Here is a 23,004-nt window from a genome sequence, read left to right as displayed (position 1 = left end):
AGTTGTCATTTTTTCTGAAAAACGGCTGTTTTTATGCATAATAACCTGTCAGTGCAATATCGTTGCCTTGTTGATTGCTATTACAACTGATTAGCATCAATTTGTATAATAAATTAATCACATGCTTTCGTTTTGTTTTTCAGAATTACTAGTTTTTCAACTTATCCACAATAGTTAAAATACTTTAAAAACGCTACGATACTGCGGGTATAGTTTTTTTGCAGCCTCTGTCTGCGTAGGCACAGCAAGCAAGAAAAAACGGTACCTGCAGTACGTGATATAGCGATATTACTTCTCACTGACTATAGGTTTTATTCATAGGGTGGTTTTTGATAAGACAATTTTGATAGTACAATAAGAGCTGCCTACTCAATAGGTCTTAGCATTAACGCGGCATCGGACGGATGGTTAAAATCTGCTCACTGCGACCAAAAGGTCCATGCTCATCATGCAATACGGCACTGGTCAACCCTATTCCATCAGCGCCGTATTGTTGTACGGCTTCAATACCTAGCCAACGCCCTTGTGGTGCACGATGCATATGAATTTGCAAATCGGTATTAGGGAACATCCATTCTAAGTTTGATAAACCAAGACCGACGCGTGGCACGATGCCATTAGCGGTATCAGCCATGCCCAATAGATGTACCATATCATCGGTAGGCTCGCCTTCTATCATGTCGACATCATTGGTTACCCATACCATACCGCAACCTGAGCGGCGGTTTGGTTCTGCCACAAAACGCACGCTTTCAATAAAACCGCCTGGCCAGCCTTTCATATCCTCCCAAGCTGGCAAATCTTCAGGTTTATATACGGATTTTTTATCCTCAAGCCCCGCAATCGCGCTGGTATCTTGGGTCATCAGTCGCCAAGCACGAGCAATAATGGCGTCGCGGCCACGACTACTCATGACTGCCTCAATCAGCTCAATGGTCTTACCCGGACGAATACAGCGCGTGGTAATCGTGAAATCATCAAGCGGTATCAACCCTAAAATATCTAGGCTAATACGCGCAATGCGCATGTTCGCTTGTGGCACAAAACCTTTTAACTCAGCGGTGAGTATGCCTGTCGCTGGCGCCATATGTTGCTCATGCTCATTCCACGCGCCTTGTGCATGTTGGGTGGGCTGATAGTGCGCTACGCTACTGCCATCTTCTTGTTGTTCGCGTTTTATAAAGTTGTAATAAGCTGACATAACTATCCTTTTTTTATTGTGTACTTGTTATCGTTTACTGGGTAAGCGTTTGCTTTCTCATATTAAGCAATGTACGGCTCTTAGCCATTACAAATAATAGAATAACCCCAACAATAATGAGCCCACCTATTAAAAGACTGTAACTGTTCATAAATTGCACTATATTAAGAAAAAGCATGAATACCAACACTACAATCACAAACATATTGACTTTCAATTGTTTATTAATCTCATCAACAGTGGCCTCTGCCAGTACAAATCTTTTTTTCTGTTTTTTCATTCGGCTTTACCTAATTAATGCGCTGTACAAAGCACGCTTATTCTTACTTGCCAACTTGGGTTACTGGAATCCGCAATGCTTTGGGCAGACTAAAAGTTACATTTTCTTCAATCCCTGACAGCTCGCTCGGCAATTCACCGCCCCAATCCTGTAGCTGTTGTAGCACTTCTTGAATCAGCACTTCAGGCGCTGACGCGCCAGCCGTTACACCAATACTCTGCACCCCGTCTAACCAACTGCTGTTCATTTCATTAGCATTGTCGATTAAATAGGCACGGCAATTCATACGCTCTGCTAGCTCGCGCAGACGATTGGAGTTTGATGAGTTTGGCGAACCGACTACTAACACTACTTCACAGCGGCTGGCTAAATCTTTTACCGCGTCTTGGCGGTTTTGGGTGGCATAACAGATATCGTCTTTACGCGGACCTTGAATGCTGGGGAACTTTTCACGCAGGGCATCGATGACGCGCGCGGTGTCATCCATGGATAAAGTGGTTTGCGTGACAAAGGCCAAATGCTCCGCATTTTGTACGTTCAATACTTCAACATCGGCTTCGTTTTCGACCAAATGTATCTGCCCACCATGACGACGGTTAAAGCGCCCCATCGTACCTTCTACTTCAGGGTGCCCAGCATGTCCAATCAATACCGCATCCATTCCATCTTGCGCAAACTTAGCGACTTCGATATGTACTTTAGTCACCAAAGGACAAGTGGCATCAAACACCGTTAAATCACGGCGTTCTGCCTCATCTTCAACAGCTTTTGAGACGCCATGAGCGGAGAAAATAACAATCGAACCATCGGGCACTTCATGCAGCTCTTCGACAAATACCGCGCCGCGATTGGCCAAATCAGAAACCACAAACTTGTTATGGACCACTTCATGACGAACATAAATGGGTGGCTCAAAACGTGTCAATGCTTCGTTGACAATCGCAATCGCGCGATCCACACCAGCACAAAACCCACGTGGATTGGCAAGATAAATTTGCATAAGAAGGCCTATCATTAGATAATTTACAATCAAAGCTTAGATATAGCCAATCCTATATCAATCGGATACGGTGTCAGGCTCGCTTAGTCTACCAGTTGTAGTACTTGCACTCGCCTTCCTTGTATCCAAATTATATTGAATCAACCATACAAAATATTGGGATCAAAAGCTTTAATTCAAAAGTTGGGATAAAATCGATACCCTACTTTAGCATAATTTGCTTTTAAAGCAGTTTATAATGAGGTATCGATTACGATTTCTACTACCATACATGATGGTATTTTTTATTTTTACCAGCCTTTAGGACAAACTGTATGACAGGTTCATTATTTATTATCACTGCCGCTTCAGGTACGGGCAAGACCTCACTGGTAAAGCAGCTACTTGCCACGACCAATGACTTGACCGTCAGTATCTCACACACTACCCGAGCGCCGCGTCCAGGCGAGATTGACGGCCATCACTATCATTTTACCGATGTCGATAGCTTTGTGACAGCTATCGGTGCTGGTCAATTTTTAGAACACGCTGAGGTGTTTAATAATTATTATGGCACCTCAGAACAAAGCGTGCGGGCGCAGCTGGACGCAGGTGTCGATGTGATTTTAGAGATTGATTGGCAGGGTGCACTACAAGTCAAAAAAATATTTACTGAAGCGACGATGGTTTTTATTTTACCGCCAAGTCTTGCCACCTTACGTCAACGCTTATCGACGCGTGGGCAAGATACTATCGAGGTCATCGAGCAACGTTTGGCTGGTGCAGTGACTGAAATGGCGCAATACGTACATTTTGATTTTGTCATTATTAATGATAATTTTGAAGTCGCTTTGACGGAATTAAAAGCCATCATCGTGGCAGATAGACAGACCTTAAGTCGTCAACAGCAGCGTTATCATCGCACGATTACCAACTTGCTACATGCTAAAACAGAAGAGTAAGCGGTGTGCCAAAAGACATTATGGCTCAATTAAGCGTTAGATATAAAAAGCAACTACGCGACTGAGCAAAAAATGCTATAATATGTCGCTATCCCCCTTTATATTTTTGATATTATTTTTATTGAGTGGCGGGCAAGTTCCGTCGCTAATAAAAACAACCGAGGTAGCTATTTATGGCACGAGTGACGATTGAAGATTGTTTGGATAATGTTGATAATCGCTTTGAGCTGGTTTTGGTCGCAAGCAAACGCGCCCGTCAGTTAGCCAAAGGTATCGCTGAGCCTATGGTTGATGTCGATAACGACAAGCCAACGGTATTGGCATTACGTGAAATTGCTGCTGGTAAAATCACCCGTGATATTTTAAACCAGCCAGAGCATAATTTTGCAACGAGCTCATTAGATTTGGCTTTGTCAGGCGATCATAGTTTCTAACACATAGTTTCTAACACATAGTTTCTAACACATAGTTTCTAACACATAGCTTCTAATAATTAATTTCTAATAAACCGCTTGGATAGAGTTTATTATATTGAAGCTGAACACTACTTTTAGGTCAAAGTTATACTGACTGTTATATTGACTGACGATAGAGACCACAGCCTATGCTGTGGTTTTTTTAGTTATAATGATATTGAATTGACGGTTTTAGTCGCCATTTATATCTCAAAACCTACCGTTGAGTTAAAATTTCCAAAATTTTATAGCGCCTGCGCGCTTAGCAGTTGACATTGAATGCAATTTACGATTAATTAGAGGGTGATCTACCCAATTTTTGCTCTTAATCCCCCTTCAATAGTAGATCAGCATCTATTCAGTCACCATTTATCTTATCGTTATAAGTGGTCAAGTAGCTAGCTAGTGGAACACAGGATCGTCACTTTATGAGTCAAACCTTACCCAAGCTCAGTCATCATCTGGTCGATGACGCTCAATATAATTTACTCCGTTCAGTCGGTTATCTCACTGCTGCCGAACGTCGTGATATTGTTGATGCCTGCGAGTTCGGTGATAAAGCGCATATTAAAGATAAGCGTAAATCAGGGGAGCCTTATATCACCCATCCGATTGCGGTCGCCGAAATACTAGCTGGCTTTCGCTTGGATCGAGATACCGTTATTGCTGCTATTTTACATGATACGGTTGAAGATACTGATGTCAGTGACGAACAGATTGAACAGCGTTACGGCAAAGTAGTAGCCAGACTGGTCGACGGTGTGACCAAACTGAAATCATCGACGCATAACAAACAAGAAAATAAAGCCGCTACTTTTCATAAAATTCTAACAGCCACGCTTGCTGACCCGCGGGTATTAATTATTAAGCTTGCCGATCGACTACATAATATGTCGACGCTTGACGCTGTACGCCCCGAAAAACAGCGCACCACCGCTCAAGAGACACTAGATTTTTATGTGCCATTTGCGCGGCTGATGGGACTTAATGATATTGCCGATTATATTGAAGTGCTCTGTTATCGTAACCTTGATTCTGAGATGTATAACAAAATCTCTGATAAGCTGCTACAACACGGGCTTGGGCGTAATTTTCAAAGAGAAGCCATCCATCGCTATTTAAGCATTGTTTTGAATAACCTTCACCTTAATGGCATGGTGAAAGTCTTAGATAATCGCGTGGTTATCTTTCGTCAATTCTTCCGTAATCGTGGGGAAATTAATGCGCTGCTCCGCCATTATGCGTTTGAAATCGTCCTCGATAACATCGAAGCTTGTGACAAACTGGCTTATTATTTGATTAAAAAATATCAGATAGATGACAGTCATATCGCTGATAATATTCGCCGGCCACTACCTGGCGGCAATCAGTCGCTCACGCTTATCTATGAGCGTGATAATGATTTTGTCAAAGTCACGATTTTAACCAAGCAAATGCAAAGCGCGGCAAGGCTTGGTGTCATTGGTGCAGAACACGCTTCCGATGTTAGCCAGTCGGTTATTCAAGCCTCACTACGTAATATGAAAGACTTGGTCGATGAAGACAGCTTAAATGAAAATAGCCCCGATTTTTCAGCGGCGGTCTCTACCATTAATGAGTTAATGGATTATCTACATTCTAGCAAAATCATTTGCTACAGCCCGCAAGGCCGTGCCTATGAGCTATCACAAGGGGCTACTGCGCTAGACTTTGCTTATGCTGTCGGCCCTATGGTCGGTAACGTCGCGGTCGGTGCCAGTGTCGACGGCAAACCTGCAAAACTTGGTACCGTGGTCAAAAATGGTCAATTGGTTGAAATCGAAGTCAACAGCCACTCAGAGCCAAAAGCGGAATGGCTTGGGTTTGTAGTGACCAACAAGGCACGTGAAGAGATTCTGCGTTGGTTTAAAGACTTATCAACTGCTGATAAACAGCATCACGGCAGTCAAGCCCTAGATCGCGCGCTAAAAACCTATCAAAAAAGTCTCGATGACTTAACGGATAGTGATTGGAAAAACCTCATCGAATGGCGCGGCCTAACCGAAAAAGAAGCACTATTTGAGCAAATAAGCTCTGGTACGCTACTACCACAGCTGATAGTGACACGCTTGTTCAGCGATGAAGTCAGTGATTTACAAGCACAAGAGCACAGCAATGACATGACCCAGCCACAACAGCTGATAGTGAATACTTCTGGGGTCGAGCTAGACTTTGCTAACTGCTGTCACCCTATCTATGGCGACCCTATCGTTGGCCATTTATCCCGCCACGGTCTGGTCGTCCATCGACATAAATGCTTCTCACTAGACGAGATTCGTAAAGACAACCCCTATCAAGTCATCCAACTGCGTTGGCGCAATGACAATGCGGTCAAACAAGGTGAAGCTGGCGAGAACGATATAAAAAACAGCGGCAAAATTCGTTTTCCTGCTTATTTAAAGCTGTCAATTGCCCTCAGTGATGAACAAATTAGTGAGGTCATTTACCATCTGCGCCAGTTAAATATGGGGGTAGAAACGGTTGACGTGCGTAGCAGTGATACGATCATCCATATTGTGGTTCGTAGTCGCAATCATCTGGCTAAAGGTATTCGTGAACTACGCTCGTTACTTGGCTTCCCAAATATCATCCGTTTATATCAGCTATAAACTCAGTTAGAATAAGCGTGAAAGTCTCTGCTGCTTAAATATTATGTGAAAGCAGGGATATTTAATTTTTAGCTTTATAAAACTTTAATAGCATTAAAGTCTTCTGCTAACCTCTTAGCAAGTAGAGTCAGCACATCAAACACCAAAAATACTACAAGGATATAATATGAGCCGTCAAACCATTCAAACTGATAAAGCACCCGCAGCCGTTGGCACTTATTCACAAGCCGTCAAAGTTGGTAATACTGTTTATATCTCAGGTCAGCTGGGCTTCGACCCTGAAACTATGGAGTTAAGAGAGGGTTTTGACGCACAAGCCAAGCAAGTATTTGAAAACATTAAAGCCATCTGTGAAGCGGCTGGTGGTAGCTTGAAGAATGTGGTTAAATTTAATGTCTCATTGACCGACTTAAATGACTTTGCAGCATTAAACGAAGTATTCATGGCCAATTTAAGCGAGCCATATCCTGCTCGTGCTGCTGTTCAAGTAGCAGCATTGCCTAAAGGCGGTGTGGTTGAGATTGAGTCTATTTTGTATATTGAATAAGTCTATTATAGATGTTGCGTAAATATTAATATTTTAAGTTGAAGAATAATAAGCTTAGCATCATGCTAAGCTTATTGGTTTCTATCTGTTTATTTCATCTTACCTTAATCATTCTGCGAAGCCCTTTTATGTTGGTACAAGTTGCGTTGCCCGTACCCCTTTATCGGGTATTTGATTATAGTTTACCGGCAGATATCAATACTTTGTCGAATGACACATCAATACAGCCACCGCAAATTGGCAGCCGCGTCGAAGTATCGTTCGGTCGCCAAACGTTAATCGGTATCGTCGTCGCTCATATTGCTGAAACTGAGAGTAGCGTACCCCGCAACAAACTCAAACCTATTAATAAATGCTTAGATGCTGAGCCAATTCTAGGTGCCAGTATGTTAAAGCTGGCTCATTGGCTGGCGCGTTATTATCACTATCCTCTCGGCGATGTCTTAGCCGTTATCTTGCCAAGCTTAGTGCGTCAGGGCAAACCGCTAGATTTACTTATTACCCATTGGCGAATTTTGCCTCATATCACTGATGACGACTTTCGTGCCAATGCAAAAAAGCAAAAACAGCAGTTCGATATGTTAAAACTGCATGGTGAACACGGCGCGAGTGAAGATGTACTGCTTTTAGAAGGGTTGCAGCGCACCTTTTTAAAGACACTAGAAGATAAAGGGCTAATTGAGCGCTATATTCAGATAAAGCAAGCGCCAGCCCCTGTTAAACTCGCCACAATGCCGCTTGACCTCAACGAGGAGCAACAACTTGCCGTTGAGGCTATTGTTACCGCGCATAAATCTGAGTCTTATACAGGGTTTTTATTAAATGGCATTACCGGCAGTGGTAAGACCGAAGTCTACCTACAGGCGATGCAGGCGGTATTGGAAGCTGGCAAGCAAGTGTTAATTCTAGTGCCCGAAATTGGACTGACACCGCAAACACGCGCGCGGTTTGCCAGTCGCTTTGCCGCTAATATTGTCTTATTACATTCAGGTATGAATAATACCCACCGCTTACAGGGCTGGCAAGATTGCCGCACTGGTCATGCACAAGTCATTATCGGTACGCGCTCAGCAGTGCTCTATCCATTTGCAAACTTAGGGCTCATCGTCGTTGATGAAGCGCATGATGGCTCTTACAAGCAGCAAGATACGCTGCGTTATCATGCTGCTGATGTCGCGCTTTACCGAGGCCTGCAATATAATATTCCAGTTGTGCTTGGCACCGCCACCCCGTCTCTTGAGCATCTAAAACTGATCGATGATGGTAAGCTGGTGGAGTGTCAATTACAAACTCGCCCCGGTAATGCAAAGCCTGCAACCATACAGCTCATCGATGCACGCTTGCAAAGCACCCATCAGCAAACGACGGACAATGGCACGCGCTATGATACAGGGCTGACCGATGCACTTATCGGGGCGATACGACAAACCCTAGAAGCCGGTGATCAGGTATTGATATTCTTAAATCGTCGCGGCTATGCGCCAGTGTTATTATGCGAGGCTTGCGGTTGGCAGGCAGATTGCCCGCGCTGTGATGCGCATTTAACCGTTCACTATGGCAGCCAAGCTCAGCGGAGCAGTTATTCAAGCAACTCTTATTTAAAATGTCATCATTGTGACTGGCAGGCTTATATTCCGACGGCTTGCCCTGATTGTGGCAGTCAAAATCTCGATGCCAAAGGTATGGGTACCACAAGGCTCAGCGAAAACTTGCATGCAATTTTTGCCAACCCGCAAACCAGTAAAGAGCTGTATCCTATTATTCAAATCGATCGCGATACCACTAGGCGTAAAGACAGCTGGGAAAATATTTATCAGCGTATCAATGAAGGCACGCCTGCCATATTAGTCGGCACGCAAATGGTCGCCAAAGGTCATCATTTTCCCAATGTCACGCTGGTTTGCTTACCCAACGCTGATCGCGGCTTTTTATCCGCTGACTTTCGCTCGCCTGAACATACTGCCCAATTGATGATTCAAGTGGCGGGACGTGCAGGACGGGGAGACAAGGCAGGTCGCGTACTGATTCAAACGTTGCAACCCGATAATGAATTATTATTAAAGCTGGTCAAGGATGGTTATCTGTCGTTTGCTCGCGAATTGCTGCAAGAACGCAGGATGATGGGGCTACCTCCTCATAGCCATGCTGCACTGATACGCTGTGAAGGCAAAACTCTTGCCGCCACTACCCAAGCGCTAAAAGATGCGATTGCTAATCTACCAAATGGCCATAATTTGGCCGTGCTTGGCCCTATCGATGCACCAATGAGCAAAAAGAACAGCCGCTACCACGCCCAGCTTTTGCTGCTAGGTAAGAATCGACAGCAATTACACCAAGTATTAAGCCAATGGTGGCAACCCGTACTTGCTCTGCCAAGCGCTAAATACCTTAAGCTAACGTTAGATATTGACCCTGTCGGTTGGTAACTCTTAATGATCAGTTATTAAACGCTAAGTAAACCCTAAGAATGAGATATGTCATTTCACAGTGTTTAATGCCATTATAAAAGTCAATTTCACTTTCTATCATCCTGAGTGTTGCTATGAATCAGAACCATCAAGAACCTAAAAAAAACAGCCTTTCTCAGCAGAATGATTCGGCTAATAGGCATCAACACGTTCAGAAAAACGAGGAAAACAACTACTCTTCAGACACCCATCATGACCATGACGAACATTTAGAACAAACAGTCGCTCCGCGAGATACCAAAGGCTATCAACGCACCTTATTGTTTAGCTTTCTGATTATTACTGGCTATATGTTTGTCGAAGCCATTGGAGGCTTATTGACGGGCAGTTTAGCCCTACTGTCCGATGCAGGTCATATGCTAAGTGACGCGATCGCACTTGGCGCTACCTTGATGGCATTTAAAATCGGCGAAAAAGCAGCCACCCATCAAAAAACCTATGGCTACAAACGTTTTGAGATATTGGTCGCGACCGTCAATGGTGCGACGCTGGTTATTATTGCTTTAATGATTTTTTATGAGGCGATTAAACGTTTTAATTCACCGCCAGAGATTGCCAGCCAAGGTATGCTCATCGTTGCCACTATCGGCATGCTGGTCAATATCTTGGTCGCTTGGCTGATGCATCGCGGCAGCCGTAGTGGCGATGGACATAATCATGGTTCACATAAAGATAAACATGAGGCGAATGATGCCAAATTAACAAGCGACGCATCGGATAACAAACAGCCTGTTAATCTCAATATGCAAAGTGCCTACTTGCATGTATTGAGTGATTTAATGGGTTCGGTTGCGGCTATTGTAGCCGCGCTATTGATGATGAGTTTTGGTTGGGTATGGGCGGATGCGGCAGCATCAGTGATTGTTGCAATACTTATCATGTTTAGCGGTTACCGCGTGGTGCGTGATTCCGTACATATCTTAATGGAAGGTACGCCAGAAGGCATATCTTTGGTCAATGTTGAAGAAAAACTGCTTGCCCACCCACAGGTGCAGCAAGTTCATGACCTGCATGTTTGGAGTATTACCAGTGGTTTAAACGCCTTATCTTGCCATGTGGTGGTCGATGGTGAAATGAGTATCCACGAATCAAGCTTATTGATTGCCAGTCTGGAACAAAGCCTGCTTGAGCTTGGCATTCACCATGCCACGATTCAAGTCGAAAGCTCCTCGCATCCGCAAACCAATACCCATAGTGATGCCCTAGTTTGTGATATCTCAGAGCAAGCTGTTGAGGGCAATAGTCATATCGGGCACAATCATTAAAATATAAGGTAATAATAAATCTAAACCTCATCAATTATGGGTCAGGCCTAACCAAATCATAGAAATAGCATACTATAAGCCACAGTAACCACACTACTGTGCTTATCCAAATACCAAGACCTACCCCCAATAGACTTATTCTAATCCAGAAATCTAAGGCACCATCCATCACTTGCGGCAGATAAGCAGGCCCCATATTTGAGGCCATAACCAACCACAACCCAAGTATCAGCCCTACTCCTGCGCCAATAACTCTCAATATTATTCTAATAAAAACTTTCAATGAGTAACGCCTTTCATGATATTTGGTTAAAAATGCTAAACGCTTATTTATAAGAAATGATTTTGTAATAACTCATGCCACGCCGCCTATTTATAGATACAGATGACACTTAAAAAAGTAGATTCGGATAAATAAAAAAGACTTTATTGTGTATGAGCTTATATCACGCTGATTTTTAGCATTGTAATAGCATGTTAAAAATGATGGGAAATTTAGACTCGCCGCCATATCTTTAATATAAATTCTGTATACTTAAGACTTAAAGCCTCACTCATAACCAATTGATGACCTTCAGCCATGTCTAGACGTTCAGCACAATTTGTCGCCCCAGACTATATCGACGACCCCACTTCAAAAGACGGCAAAAAACACGCCAAAGTTTTGCTGTCAACGCTGCAAGAAGACATTGCCAGCTTTCGAGATGAGCAATTCCCGCCTGATATCTTACGTCAAATCCGTGATATGCCTATTTATGAAGGCAATTTAGCTGAAGTCCAAGCATACCAGCAACATTGGCATAACCTGCTTGAGCGGGCGATGGCATTTTATCCCGCTGCCAATCTGCCGCCCGACTACCTGCCACTGCCAGCCAGCCTTGAGATACCACAGTTTATCTATCATGTTCAAAGACTACATCTGACCAAGACCCGTGCTAAAGAATCTAAAAGCTTTGGCTCGGTTGGTGCACTCACAGATAAATGCGGCGATTATAACGCTGATGACATTGAGCGTATGGCAGCCGTGTTTGATAACGATGATGAAGCGCGTTTGGTCGCCCATCGTGAGTTTATCGATCTACGCGCTTATGTTTTTTGCCGAGATAACAAGGGCGAGATGCTAGAGCCTGAACGAGTACGCTTTTATCGTACTGGGCTTATCGTCCATGCTCTGCCCGACTTTAAAATCGTAGACAGTCGGCAGACACCTCGTAAGCGCCGTAACGATGCTTATCGTAATCCGCTAGCAGATAATGGCGTGTGGAAGATTTATCGTAAAAAATAACCTATGCTAAAATAGTTTTTATTATTGTTATAATCTTGCTTCACTGCTTATTTTATTGTTCTTGCTAAGGATTCCAGATGCTCGCTGCCGCCGCCGGCTCACCAAACTTAATGTTACAAGCTACGATTTTCTTGGGAGCAGCGCTGCTGTTTGTACCACTGGGCAAGCGCTTTGGTATTGCAACAGTCTTAGGTTATCTCATCACTGGTTTGATATTGGGCCCTAGTGGTTTAGATGTGGCGGGCGACGCTGAGAGCTTATTGCATTTTTCTGAGTTTGGCGTCGTCATGCTGCTGTTCATTATTGGACTTGAGCTACAACCCTCACGACTCTGGGCGCTACGCCGTTCGATATTTGTGTTAGGTGGTTTGCAAGTCGGATTGACTGGCACGCTATTGATGTGGCTATCACACCAGTTTTTTGCCTTGCCACTCGATACCGCCTTTATCGTTGGTTTTGGTCTGGCCCTTTCCTCTACGGCATTTGTACTACAGATATTGACTGAAAAGCAACAATTATCGAGCACCCATGGTCGTGAAGCATTTACTATTTTATTATTCCAAGACATTGCTGTTATTCCCTTATTGGCTATCATCCCCTTCCTTTCAGGCGTTCGCGAACAAAGCTATGATTTGATTTATTTTGGTAAAGTTTTTGCTGTTTTTGCCGGTTTGATTTTCTCTAGCCGTTACATTGTTAGACCATTTTTCAAGTTTGTCGCCTCAAGCGGTGCCGCAGAGCTACTGACTGCTGTGGCTTTATTCATCGTCATGGGCGTTTCTATCTTGATGGAGCAGATTGGTCTATCGATGGCATTAGGGGCATTCTTGACTGGCGTCTTGCTAGCAGATTCTGAGTATCGCCACGAGCTAGAGGCCAGTATCGAACCGTTTAAAGGCTTGCTATTAGGGCTGTTTTTTATGTCGGTCGGCATGCTGACTGATGTCAAACTCATCTTAGCTAAGCCTATTTTTATCATCGGCTGTGCGATGGGGCTGATGTTTCTTAAATTCGGCGTTCTTACCGCGATTGCAAAAGTATCCGGTAATCGTTGGCCGACCAGTATTCGGCTGGGCGTTACGCTTGCTCAAGGTGGTGAGTTCGCCTTTGTTTTATTCAGTGTGGCTACAGCGCAGAACGTCTTGCGCCCTGAGCTTGCCAATACCCTAAATCTTGTCGTGACGATTTCTATGGCGTTCACACCACTGGCATTTTTGTTATTAGAAAAAATTGGTGAGCCATTATTTGCTAAAGGTAAACCCAGTCGCGAATATGATACGATTCCAGACCATGAACATCAGGTAATTATTGCTGGTTTTGGGCGCGTTGGACAAATTATTGGTCGAGTGCTACGTATGCACAATATCGAGTTTACCGCCATTGAGCGCTCAGCAAATCGCGTCGATTTCGTCCGTAAATTTGGTAACCAAGTCTATTATGGCGATCCGAAAAACCCTGAGATACTGCGCGCGGCTGGTATCAAAAAAGCCCGCGTCTTTATTCTCGCCATCGATGATTTAGAGCGCTCTATTACCACTGCTCAATACCTGCGTAAAAACTACCCAGACATGATTGTCTTAGCTCGTGCGCGTGACCGCCAGCATTACTATCGCCTGCGTGAGGTGGGCGTCCGTCATATTTGGCGCGAGACCTATTTGTCATCGCTAGATATGTCGCGTGAATCACTACAGCTGCTCGGAATTTCACCAGAAAAAGCCCGCGAAACGGTACAAACCTTCCGTGACTACGATGACGATTTGATTGAACGTCAGCAAGCGATTTATGATGATGAAGCCAGCATGATTGAGTCAGCCCAATCCGCGATGGCAGAGCTTGAGAGCTTATTTGACGAAGATATCGATAAAGCCCGTAAAATGGATTTGAGCGACTTTTATGATGCGCTAAAAAGCCAAGCGACACCAGTTGATGAAAAAGACACTACCGCTACCGACCCCAAAGTTTAAAAGAGCTGTTAATCCGTTGAATAATTCAATCCGTTGAACAATTTGGGGGCGCTAGCTTTTCATTTAACGAGCTGGTGCACTGCCAGCTATCGCTATCTTTCACATGATAAAAAACCACTGTTTGCTCATTGAGATAACGCAGTGGAAACTTAACATTCTGAATCGTTCCTACAACTGCGCAATCTGTTTTGGGCACGCCCGGTACTTGAGTATCAATACGCACCTTAATCTGCGGATCCTCTATGTCAAATGGCAAATCAACCGGACACTGCTCAGTCTGTTGATAAATCACAGCCACACGGTTTTGCGTCGTTTTGGTGATGTCATAAGCATTGAATAACACCTCATTGGCTTTCGGCTTCGCGATAATAGGTAAAAACTGCACTTTAATGACCGTTAAAGCAAAGGCGAAAAATCCAAAGCCCAATGCCAAACCAAACAAACTAACCCCGCCTTCTCGACGCAAATGTGCTTTTTGTCTGGCCTCGTCTTGCGGATAATCTTCAATAACATCGGCAATTTCACGTCGCGCCATTCGATAATAATAAGCGTCGGTCCAGCGTGCCACCATAAACGACCAAAACAGCCAAATCACCGCAGCGATACCTACTCGTACTGCCATTTGATAAGCATCGGGTATATAGGACATCGCTACAAATTCAAACGTGACCAGCACAATGGCAACGTTAAGCTGAATAAATGACCAGCCTGCCACACTATACACAATCGCATCCATATAACGCTTACGATAGAGCAGCCAAGGAAAGGTGACAAAAAATGCCGCCCAATGCCATTTTGGCGATAGATAGCCTTGCTCATCAAACTGCTTAAAGCGCTTAAGATAATAACGCTGACTACGATGACTAATGAACCATTTATCTAATTGTTCACGTCTGGTAGCAGTCAGTTTTTGTTGATAAAAAGGGGGCGGCGAATCCGTCTCGATAAATAACATAGTGATAAGCCTTACTTGCTATTAAGAAAAAATATGACCTCGTCATATTTATTATATGATAACGCCAAAACCCCTGTATAGGACAACAAAGTATAGAACTGCTAAACGATAAAAAATACATGCTAAAAAGATTGAGTAAGTTAAAACCACTAAAAAAGCAATGTTCGTTCACAGCTGTATAGATTTCACCTATAATAAGCGTATTCCACCCATTTTATTAAGCCTTGCCCATCCTATGAACCAACATCCTGATATCCATGATAACGTCAATAGCACCAACACTAATGAGAATGACAGCCCCAAAAGTGAGTTAGCGACTGAAGACAGTAAGCATATTCGTATCGTCAATACCTTTATGAAACGGCGCACGCATATGAATAAAAATGCCGAGCTGGCACTGACTGCGCCAGAGTTTGCGCATTACCTTGTCAATAACAGCTTCGGTGATGGCAATCTGGATGGTATTGATGACTTGCGCGTGCTATTTGCAGATACTCCTAACGGTAGTGATGCCCCACTTACTCTGGAGATTGGTTTTGGTCTCGGTGATTCATTTATCGAGATGGCAGCAGCTGAGCCTAAGCGTAACTTTGTGGGCGTCGAAGTTCATGAGCCCGGTATTGGTAAATGCGCCTATATGGCAGGTACGCAAAATTTGAGCAATGTAAAAATCATCAATGGTGATGCCATTCAATTGCTCAAACAGCTACCAGAAAACCATATCGATCGCATCCAACTCTACTTCCCCGACCCTTGGCAAAAAAAGCGCCACTACAAACGCCGCTTCGTTAGTCCCGAACGTATGGCAATCGTGACTCACAGCTTAAAGCAAGGCGGCTGGTTCCATACTGCCACTGACTGGGAGCATTATGCATTTTGGATGGTTGAGGTTTTAGATGGTTTTACAGGCTTAACCAACCAAGCTGGTGCGGGCAACTTTACCGACCGTCCTGACTTTCGTCCAATGACTAAGTTTGAGCGACGTGGTTTAGAGCGTGGCCATGGGGTATGGGATTTAATCTATATTAAAGACTGACACTGACAGCACAATTTTATGATTTTACTATAGCGGCACATTTATGTAGCCGCTTTTTTGTACTCACCGATAAACCAACTGTCACTTTACATAAGGTATATTTGATAAAATCTCAGCCATACCCTTTATTGCAGAGGTGTTGAGAGTATTTAATGATAAAAACTGATAAATTATTTATACGTGAAACATCGTTATCAGCATGCAACTTTTTGATAAAAGCCTGTATATATAAGCGTGTAAATCGTATTACAGCGTCAGTCTTAAATATTAACTATCTGCGCAAGCATTGATACCATAAGGGCTTCATGAGTTCTCCCCATAAGCTGTGGATAACCCTGTGTATAAGTCGCTACTTGACAAGAATATCCCTAGGCAGCTTAAAGGGTAAGGTAAAATCGTTCATTTTTTATACAATTTAAAAGTGGTTAAAAATCAAATACTTGAACCAACTATAGAAACATTTATAATTACTTTTTAATTATTTTCAAAACTATTTTATAACTAGCGATGTTTCACAACTGATAAATAAAATACTTTTATTTGTTGTGGACAACTTAGTAGTCTATTGACAAACAGCACCATTCTCCTGTCCGAAATTACCATTTAAGCCATCAAGTATTTATACAAATACTTGATGATATGTCATACGACATTGGTTGTCGTATGATGTCATCCAACTCGCTATTTAACCCTTGGTTTTTGTTATAATCACCTTATCTACTCAACAGCGCTATTACAAATCATAGAATGATTGACCAGCATAATAAGCTCAAAAGTTCACATAATAGCAGCTAATTATGAACTTATTTTTACTTTTCTCATTGTTTATTTTTACTGTATAGTAAGGTGATATATCCGATACCACTGTCTAAAATCTTATATTACCAATAACGCCAAATTTACTCGAAACACCGTAGCTTACTATAATTGATGCGATTTAAAACCAATGCGAGTGCTACTAAAGTAAACATTTCGCAGCCTCTGTCACGCTTGCGAACAGCAAGCAAGAAAAATTTATAACAGTAGCACGTGGCTATTTACTTTATTACAATCACATCGACTTTATTTAGAACTGCCTATATTTAAGTAATCAGCAGCATTGAGTAAGCAGTTTTTACAGTACCAATTATCGTAATTATACTTATTATTCTGAATAAATTATTTATAACAAGGAGTCCTTTATGGACGAGAATAAAGCCAAAGCGCTTAAAGCCGCCTTAGGTCAAATAGAAAAGCAGTTTGGTAAAAATACCATCATGCACTTAGGTGATGATGCTGCGATTATGGATGTTGATGTCGTATCAACAGGCTCATTAGGCTTAGATATCGCGCTGGGCATTGGCGGTCTACCAAAAGGTCGTATCGTTGAAATTTACGGCCCTGAAAGCTCAGGTAAAACCACCATGACCTTACAAGCGATTGCAGAGTGTCAAAAACAAGGTGGTACTTGTGCCTTTATCGATGCTGAGCATGCGCTTGATCCTGTTTATGCGCGCAAGCTCGGTGTCAACACTGATGAATTATTGCTTTCTCAGCCCGATAATGGCGAGCAAGCGCTTGAAATTACTGACATGCTAGTACGTTCAGGGGCAATCGATATGATCGTTATTGACTCGGTCGCTGCTTTGACACCGCGTGCAGAGATTGAAGGCGAAATGGGTGACTCACATATGGGTCTGCAAGCGCGTCTAATGAGTCAAGCGCTACGTAAAATTACCGGTAACGCCAAACGCTCCAATTGTATGGTAGTGTTTATTAACCAAATCCGTATGAAAATTGGTGTTATGTTCGGTAGTCCTGAGACCACGACGGGTGGTAATGCGCTTAAATTCTACGCCTCAGTACGTATGGATATTCGCCGTATCGGTGCGGTCAAAAACGGTGATGAAATCATTGGTAACCAAACCCGTGTTAAAGTCATCAAAAATAAAATGGCACCACCATTCCGCCAAGCTGAGTTCGAGATTACTTACGGCGAAGGCACCAATCATTTAGCCGAAGTCATTGATTTAGGCGTTGAGATTGGCGCAGTTGGCAAAGCAGGCTCTTGGTATAGCTATGGCGATGAAAAAATTGGTCAAGGTAAAGCCAATTCTGTGCTGTTCTTAAAAGAAAACCCTGCTATAGCTGAAGAGATTGAAAATAAAGTTCGTGCCGAAAAACTTGGGGGCAAAAAAGACAGCAAAACCGAAGATAGTGATGACGCCAATAAAGAGCAGACTGCTGAACCGGTACAATAACCGTGTCTTCTTAACCATTTTAAGTAAGCATGACTTATTATGAAAATTAAAACCTTAGCTGAAATACTCGCTGAATCGGATACCGATTCAGCGAGTAGTATTAATGACCAGGCCAAAAAAGCAAAAAAACCTATTCAGCCATCTAAACCCTCTAAGCCTTCTAAACATTCATACAAAGACGCTTCCAAAAAACACAGTAAGACCAACAAGCGTTTAAACGACTCAGCTGAAAAGTACTCCTTAGACAATGATTCTATCGTTGATATAGAATCAACCAATTCACCCTCTTCTACTCCCAGCAAAACTTCCAAGTCTAAAAAATGTAAGAAACGCTTTCACCCAGCTGCCAATTTTACTCCTGAGCCCAACAATGCCCCTGCTTATCAACCGCCAAAGGCACAAAGTATTAAGCAAATGCTGGCTGAAGTTAAGCAGCACGTTCATGGCAATAAAAGCGATAACGACGCGGAAACTGTAACTAATGACGAGCAAAATACTGAAAGTGGGGAGCAACTGCCTACGCTAACGGTGTCTAGTGCTAGAGAAAACGTTAGCGAAACTGACAACCTCCCCGCTGCACTCAAAGCTTATTTGCGCACACCAGAGCAACGACAGGCAGAAGTCGATGCCATCAAAGCTGAAAGCCGCTTGCGCTGGTTGGCTTTTTATTATCTATCGCGCCGCGAGTATGGTAAAGCTGAGCTGAAGCAAAAACTGATCGACAAGGAGCAAGACCCAGAAAAGATAGAGGCGCTACTTGAGGAATTTGAGGAAAAAGGCTACCAAAGCGACTATCGCACTACCTTAATGCTTATTCGTGAAAACATCCGCAAAGGTCGTGGCCGTGGCCGTATCAAGCAAGAGTTCTATAATAAAAAGATCGCCATGCCAGGTAATATTGACGAGCTCATTGATATGGCTAATACAGAATCAGAGGAGTTTCGCGACTTTGTAGATGATAGCGCGGACAATCTAGTCGATGGCGTAGATTGGCTCAAATTAGCAGTGACCGCCCGTACCAAAAAGTATGGTAACGACATACCGACTGAGCAAAAAGACAAGGCCAAACAGCTTCGTTTTTTACAGTATAGAGGCTTTAATACCGATATCTGCTTTCAAGCACTCAACTATACATTAGAAACTCTAGATGAACGCTTTTAGTGCCAGTTTGAGTGCCTGTAGTTATAAGCAGCTTAATCGTGAATTAATAGTAGCCAAGCAGCTTCCACCAAATCAGACCGGCACCAATCCAAACCACCAGATTGACCACACTCATGATTGCCCCGATGCTCCACCATTCTCTTAACGTCACATAGCCTGAGTTAAAAATAACGGGTGCGGTACCAGTTGCATAATGGGTAAGGGTCATCATAATATTGCCTGCTGCTGCCAAAATCAGCGCATATAACATTGGCGGTGCACCTAAGCTTAACCCTACTGCATAAAAAGCGGCAAACAGTGCAGTAATATGAGCGGTAGTACTGGCAAAAAAGTAATGAATATATAGATAGACTAAAGTCAAAATAACCACAGCGCCGATCCAACCAACACCTATCACTCCAATCATCGATTCGATGTTACTTGAGAACCAGCCAATTAAACCCAGTTTATTGAGGTAAGACGCCATCATAATAAGGGCACCAAACCAAATAATGGTATCCCACGCAGATTTTTCTTTAAGCACATCATCCCAAGTCAATACGCCAGTCAGTATTAACGTCGTTAACCCTATAAAGGCGGTGGTGGTCGCATCGACACTTAATTGCTCACCGAAAATTAGCGCAGGAATATTTGCCCACAGTATCAGCATCAGTGCAAAGACACCTAACATGATTTTCTCTTGTGTGCTTACATGCCCCATTTCTGTTAAATTATCTTTGGCAAATTTTTTCGCATCGGGGGTTACTTTGACATCGGGTGGATAAATCAAATAAATCACCAATGGCATTAATAATAAACACAGCATCCCTGGTATAAACATCGCAACAGCCCACGTCGTCCATGTTAGCTGAATCTCACTACCCGTTGCTTTGTTGACCAAATCTACCACTAACGGGTTTGGTGCAGTAGCCGTAATAAACATACCGGACGTAATTGGGTTAGCGTGATAATTGACCATCGCTAAATAACGGCCTATTTTTTTCTGCGTGCCTTCTTCTGGCGTCGAGTGAAAGCTCTGGGCAATCGACTTCATGATAGGGTGAATGATACCACCACCACGAGCTGTATTAGAGGGGGTAATCGGTGCGATCATCAACTCTGCGGCGGTCAAAGAATACGCCACTCCAATGGTTTTTTTACCAAAAATAGAAATAAAATAATAAGCGATACGTCGACCTAAACCGGTTTTTATTAACCCCCGCGATATCATAACGGCAACACCAATCAGCCAAATTAGGGGGCTTGAGTAGCTTGATAATGCATCGCTGATGGCTTGTTTTGGACTGTCGTTAGTCACACCCGTAAGCGCAACCAAGGTAACGGCAATAATAGCAATCGCGCCAATAGGTAAGACTTTACCAATGATGGCGACAATGGTGGCAATAAATAATGCCAACATATGCCAAGCTTCAGGCGTCACCCCAGTAGGTACTGGGATAACAAACCAGATAATAAGACCGACTAAAATCGCAAGTGCTGCAGGAATAGGCTTAAATGGCATGAGTCATATATCCTTATAAAGTATTTATACCCTCAGTTATCGTTACCTTTAAGGTAAAGCATCCTCAAATTAACAGCTTTTATAAAGTAGTACTAAATAAATTATACAGTTATCATAATAATTTCAAATCTATTTATGGTGTTTATTCACTACTTTTAACATATTTATACTCTGTTCAAAATGAATAAATATAGGTTTGATGGTGCTTGAATATGAAAAATGCACCCCATTTCCTGGGTGCTTTTACCGTTCCATACATTTCTATGAGCTTGTTTTATAGCATTAAAAAAACAAAAAAAGAGCACATAGATATGTACTCTTTTTTATTTTTATCACTTTAAAATAATGAATAGAAAGAATTATCCTACTTTAATGCACCCAATCGGCTTGATAGCTGACTAATAATTTGATCAACTTCTTGGTTAGCCTCAGTCTCATTATCCAAGTTACCATTCGGCGTTAGTTGGTTCATGATCTCGGGCAGTAACTCAGCCAATCCTTGACGTACTTCTGTATCGTTAGCACCTGTATGAGCAGCGACTTGCTGGATTTCACTGTCGTCAAATAAGCGACTGATTTCGTTTGGATCAAGGTTGTCATTGTCTTGTTGATTACTCATCCACGACTTCGCTTGGTTTTCATAGCCCATGCCAGTAATTTTTGATAATGCACCACTCAAACCGCCGTTACGTTTGATCCAGTTTAATACCATCGGCATCAATGCAGCAATTAGCATCCCTTTACCGCCGAAGCCAGACTGTCTAGTTTGACCACCCATAGTCTGTCCACCCAATACGCTACCTAATATGTCGCCAAGCCCGCCCGCACCTGAGCTCATATCACCACGCTGACTACTTCCTGTTAAACCACCACCTGTTAGTCCACCGAGAATGTCATCTAAACCAAAACCATTATCGGTTTGACGGTCATATTGGCGAGGATTATAGCCATCCGCTTGACCACCGCTGCCGCCTAATACACCGCCCAGTATATCGCCAAGGCCACCTGTACGACGCGGACTAGTATGTTGGTTGACTGGATTGCGTTGGGCATCTTCTGGATCCATCGCATTACGGGCCACTTGGCTCACTAAATTCCCTAATAAACTCATCATCTACTCACTTTTTTGTCATAGTATTTATTGTTATCTTGCAATATAACAAATCTTTTTCGGCACAGAGATAGGTATTTTGTTATGACATGTAGGTGTTCGTAAATCTATAGAACAAAGGCAGGGTTGATAGGAGTCGAGAGAGTAATGGATTACCGTGTTTTAGTAGAACTTACATGGGCTAAAATATTTAATTCTCGCCATTGCTCAGGGTTTACTTGATCGCGAAACACCGTCACTGATAATGGCCGCTGATAAGGCTCTATGACTATGAACTCAAAACTCATCACCCATTGATAACGATGGACCGCTTTTAATTGTGCCTGCCATAGCTCATCACCACGCCCCGTGCGCATCAATAGTTGCCACTGTTGATCAAGACGCTGACTGAGGGGCGGCTGGCTAAGATGTAGTAATATCGGGCGTGATAATATCAAATAAATGCTGACCGCTGCCGCAACTATCGAGATAAGTACATATTGCCAGAAGGCTAGAGCCGCAAGCCATGCAAGCACAACCATGACAACAGATAAACCTATATAAAACAATACTCGTAAGTAGCTGGTAGGCTGGATAGCAGTGTCAATACGTAATGGGGTTGCCAAGCTCATAGTGTACTCCCAAAAAATGGTGAACTGCTATTCCAAGTTAAAGCACATAAGCTGCTAATAAGATTTATTAAGTCAACTCTTTAGTATGGCGCCAGGTTTTTATTTTATTGACCAACGCCCATATTGCCTCATCTTCTGGGCGATTTTGATTGGTGAAATAATCCAGTAAATCAGGGTCTTCATGAGTGAGCATTTCTGCAAATACCTCTTGTTCAGCAGGCGCTGCCGTTAAATACAGCTCTTTGACATAAGGATCGATATAAAAGTCTAACTCTTTTAATCCGCGACGCGCTTGATAAATTATACGGCGCTGTTCATTGGTTGGTTCTGGCTGAATGGTGCTGGTCATAGAGATA

At 43.0% G+C, this 23,004-nt stretch carries 19 protein-coding genes; 11 read left to right on the top strand and 8 right to left on the bottom strand.

Annotated features, from left to right (window positions below; translation table 11 throughout):
• Positions 1–385: 385 nt before the first annotated feature.
• Genes EI161_RS03580 through ispH form a run of 3 tightly spaced genes read right to left on the bottom strand, consistent with a single transcriptional unit; the run spans position 386 to position 2,481 of the window.
• The gene (locus tag EI161_RS03580) at positions 386–1,201 is read right to left on the bottom strand and encodes a thioesterase family protein (RefSeq protein ID WP_192524476.1); all 816 of its coding nucleotides are present in this window, start codon (positions 1,199–1,201) and stop codon (positions 386–388) included.
• A 34-nt stretch (positions 1,202–1,235) separates the two neighbouring features.
• The gene (locus tag EI161_RS03575) at positions 1,236–1,481 is read right to left on the bottom strand and encodes a hypothetical protein (protein ID WP_192524477.1); all 246 of its coding nucleotides are present in this window, start codon (positions 1,479–1,481) and stop codon (positions 1,236–1,238) included.
• A gap of 43 nt (positions 1,482–1,524) precedes the next feature.
• Positions 1,525–2,481, bottom strand: a complete 957-nt coding sequence (gene ispH / locus EI161_RS03570; RefSeq protein WP_192524478.1) for a 4-hydroxy-3-methylbut-2-enyl diphosphate reductase — start codon at positions 2,479–2,481, stop codon at positions 1,525–1,527.
• Between the two features lie 314 nt (positions 2,482–2,795).
• Here ispH and gmk point away from each other — a divergent pair, with 314 nt between their 5' ends.
• The 8 genes from gmk to EI161_RS03530 all read left to right on the top strand — a co-directional run bounded on the left by gmk (position 2,796) and on the right by EI161_RS03530 (position 14,033).
• Complete coding sequence (gene gmk / locus EI161_RS03565; protein ID WP_192524479.1) at positions 2,796–3,422, top strand: guanylate kinase; 627 nt, start codon at positions 2,796–2,798, stop codon at positions 3,420–3,422.
• Between the two features lie 173 nt (positions 3,423–3,595).
• Positions 3,596–3,856 carry a DNA-directed RNA polymerase subunit omega gene (gene rpoZ / locus EI161_RS03560; protein WP_192524480.1) on the top strand — a complete coding sequence of 87 codons (261 nt, stop codon included), beginning with the start codon at positions 3,596–3,598 and terminating at the stop codon, positions 3,854–3,856.
• Between the two features lie 449 nt (positions 3,857–4,305).
• Positions 4,306–6,504: a RelA/SpoT family protein gene (locus EI161_RS03555; RefSeq protein WP_192529003.1), complete on the top strand. Its 2,199-nt coding sequence runs from the start codon at positions 4,306–4,308 to the stop codon at positions 6,502–6,504.
• A 166-nt stretch (positions 6,505–6,670) separates the two neighbouring features.
• The gene (locus EI161_RS03550; protein ID WP_192524482.1) at positions 6,671–7,051 is read left to right on the top strand and encodes a RidA family protein; all 381 of its coding nucleotides are present in this window, start codon (positions 6,671–6,673) and stop codon (positions 7,049–7,051) included.
• A gap of 62 nt (positions 7,052–7,113) precedes the next feature.
• Positions 7,114–9,477 carry a primosomal protein N' gene (locus EI161_RS03545; RefSeq protein ID WP_192524483.1) on the top strand — a complete coding sequence of 788 codons (2,364 nt, stop codon included), beginning with the start codon at positions 7,114–7,116 and terminating at the stop codon, positions 9,475–9,477.
• A 116-nt stretch (positions 9,478–9,593) separates the two neighbouring features.
• On the top strand, positions 9,594–10,784 hold the full coding sequence (locus EI161_RS03540) for a cation diffusion facilitator family transporter (protein ID WP_192524484.1): 1,191 nt from the start codon (positions 9,594–9,596) through the stop codon (positions 10,782–10,784).
• A gap of 580 nt (positions 10,785–11,364) precedes the next feature.
• On the top strand, positions 11,365–12,069 hold the full coding sequence (locus tag EI161_RS03535; RefSeq protein WP_192524573.1) for a hypothetical protein: 705 nt from the start codon (positions 11,365–11,367) through the stop codon (positions 12,067–12,069).
• 77 nt (positions 12,070–12,146) lie between these two features.
• Positions 12,147–14,033, top strand: a complete 1,887-nt coding sequence (locus tag EI161_RS03530) for a monovalent cation:proton antiporter-2 (CPA2) family protein (RefSeq protein WP_192524572.1) — start codon at positions 12,147–12,149, stop codon at positions 14,031–14,033.
• Between the two features lie 25 nt (positions 14,034–14,058).
• On the opposite strand, the gene EI161_RS03525 is transcribed toward EI161_RS03530, so the two are convergent.
• The gene (locus tag EI161_RS03525) at positions 14,059–14,988 is read right to left on the bottom strand and encodes a DUF2628 domain-containing protein (RefSeq protein WP_192524571.1); all 930 of its coding nucleotides are present in this window, start codon (positions 14,986–14,988) and stop codon (positions 14,059–14,061) included.
• Between the two features lie 235 nt (positions 14,989–15,223).
• On the opposite strand from EI161_RS03525, the gene trmB reads away from it, so the two are divergent.
• The 3 genes from trmB (at position 15,224) to EI161_RS03510 (ending at position 19,425) form a co-directional block, all read left to right on the top strand.
• Positions 15,224–16,024 (top strand): tRNA (guanosine(46)-N7)-methyltransferase TrmB, encoded by an 801-nt coding sequence (gene trmB / locus EI161_RS03520; protein WP_192524570.1) that lies wholly within the window; start codon positions 15,224–15,226, stop codon positions 16,022–16,024.
• Between the two features lie 1,181 nt (positions 16,025–17,205).
• On the top strand, positions 17,206–18,264 hold the full coding sequence (gene recA / locus EI161_RS03515; protein WP_192524569.1) for a recombinase RecA: 1,059 nt from the start codon (positions 17,206–17,208) through the stop codon (positions 18,262–18,264).
• A gap of 39 nt (positions 18,265–18,303) precedes the next feature.
• On the top strand, positions 18,304–19,425 hold the full coding sequence (locus EI161_RS03510; protein WP_192524568.1) for a regulatory protein RecX: 1,122 nt from the start codon (positions 18,304–18,306) through the stop codon (positions 19,423–19,425).
• Between the two features lie 43 nt (positions 19,426–19,468).
• Here the strand turns inward: EI161_RS03510 and EI161_RS03505 are convergent, their stop codons facing one another.
• The 4 genes from EI161_RS03505 to EI161_RS03490 form a co-directional block, all read right to left on the bottom strand.
• Complete coding sequence (locus tag EI161_RS03505; RefSeq protein WP_192524567.1) at positions 19,469–20,926, bottom strand: anion permease; 1,458 nt, start codon at positions 20,924–20,926, stop codon at positions 19,469–19,471.
• A gap of 364 nt (positions 20,927–21,290) precedes the next feature.
• Positions 21,291–22,037: a YidB family protein gene (locus EI161_RS03500; RefSeq protein WP_192523074.1), complete on the bottom strand. Its 747-nt coding sequence runs from the start codon at positions 22,035–22,037 to the stop codon at positions 21,291–21,293.
• 152 nt (positions 22,038–22,189) lie between these two features.
• A complete protein-coding gene (locus tag EI161_RS03495) occupies positions 22,190–22,648 on the bottom strand; it encodes a hypothetical protein (RefSeq protein WP_192523067.1) in 459 nt (152 codons plus the stop codon).
• A 67-nt stretch (positions 22,649–22,715) separates the two neighbouring features.
• Positions 22,716–22,997, bottom strand: a complete 282-nt coding sequence (locus EI161_RS03490) for a succinate dehydrogenase assembly factor 2 (protein ID WP_192523066.1) — start codon at positions 22,995–22,997, stop codon at positions 22,716–22,718.
• Positions 22,998–23,004 lie beyond the last annotated feature (7 nt).

It is taken from the genome of Psychrobacter sp. FME5, from assembly GCF_014861375.1.
Lineage (GTDB): Bacteria > Pseudomonadota > Gammaproteobacteria > Pseudomonadales > Moraxellaceae > Psychrobacter.
The sequence above is the reverse complement of the archived record's forward strand: the minus strand, read 5'-3'. Positions and strand labels throughout refer to the sequence as shown.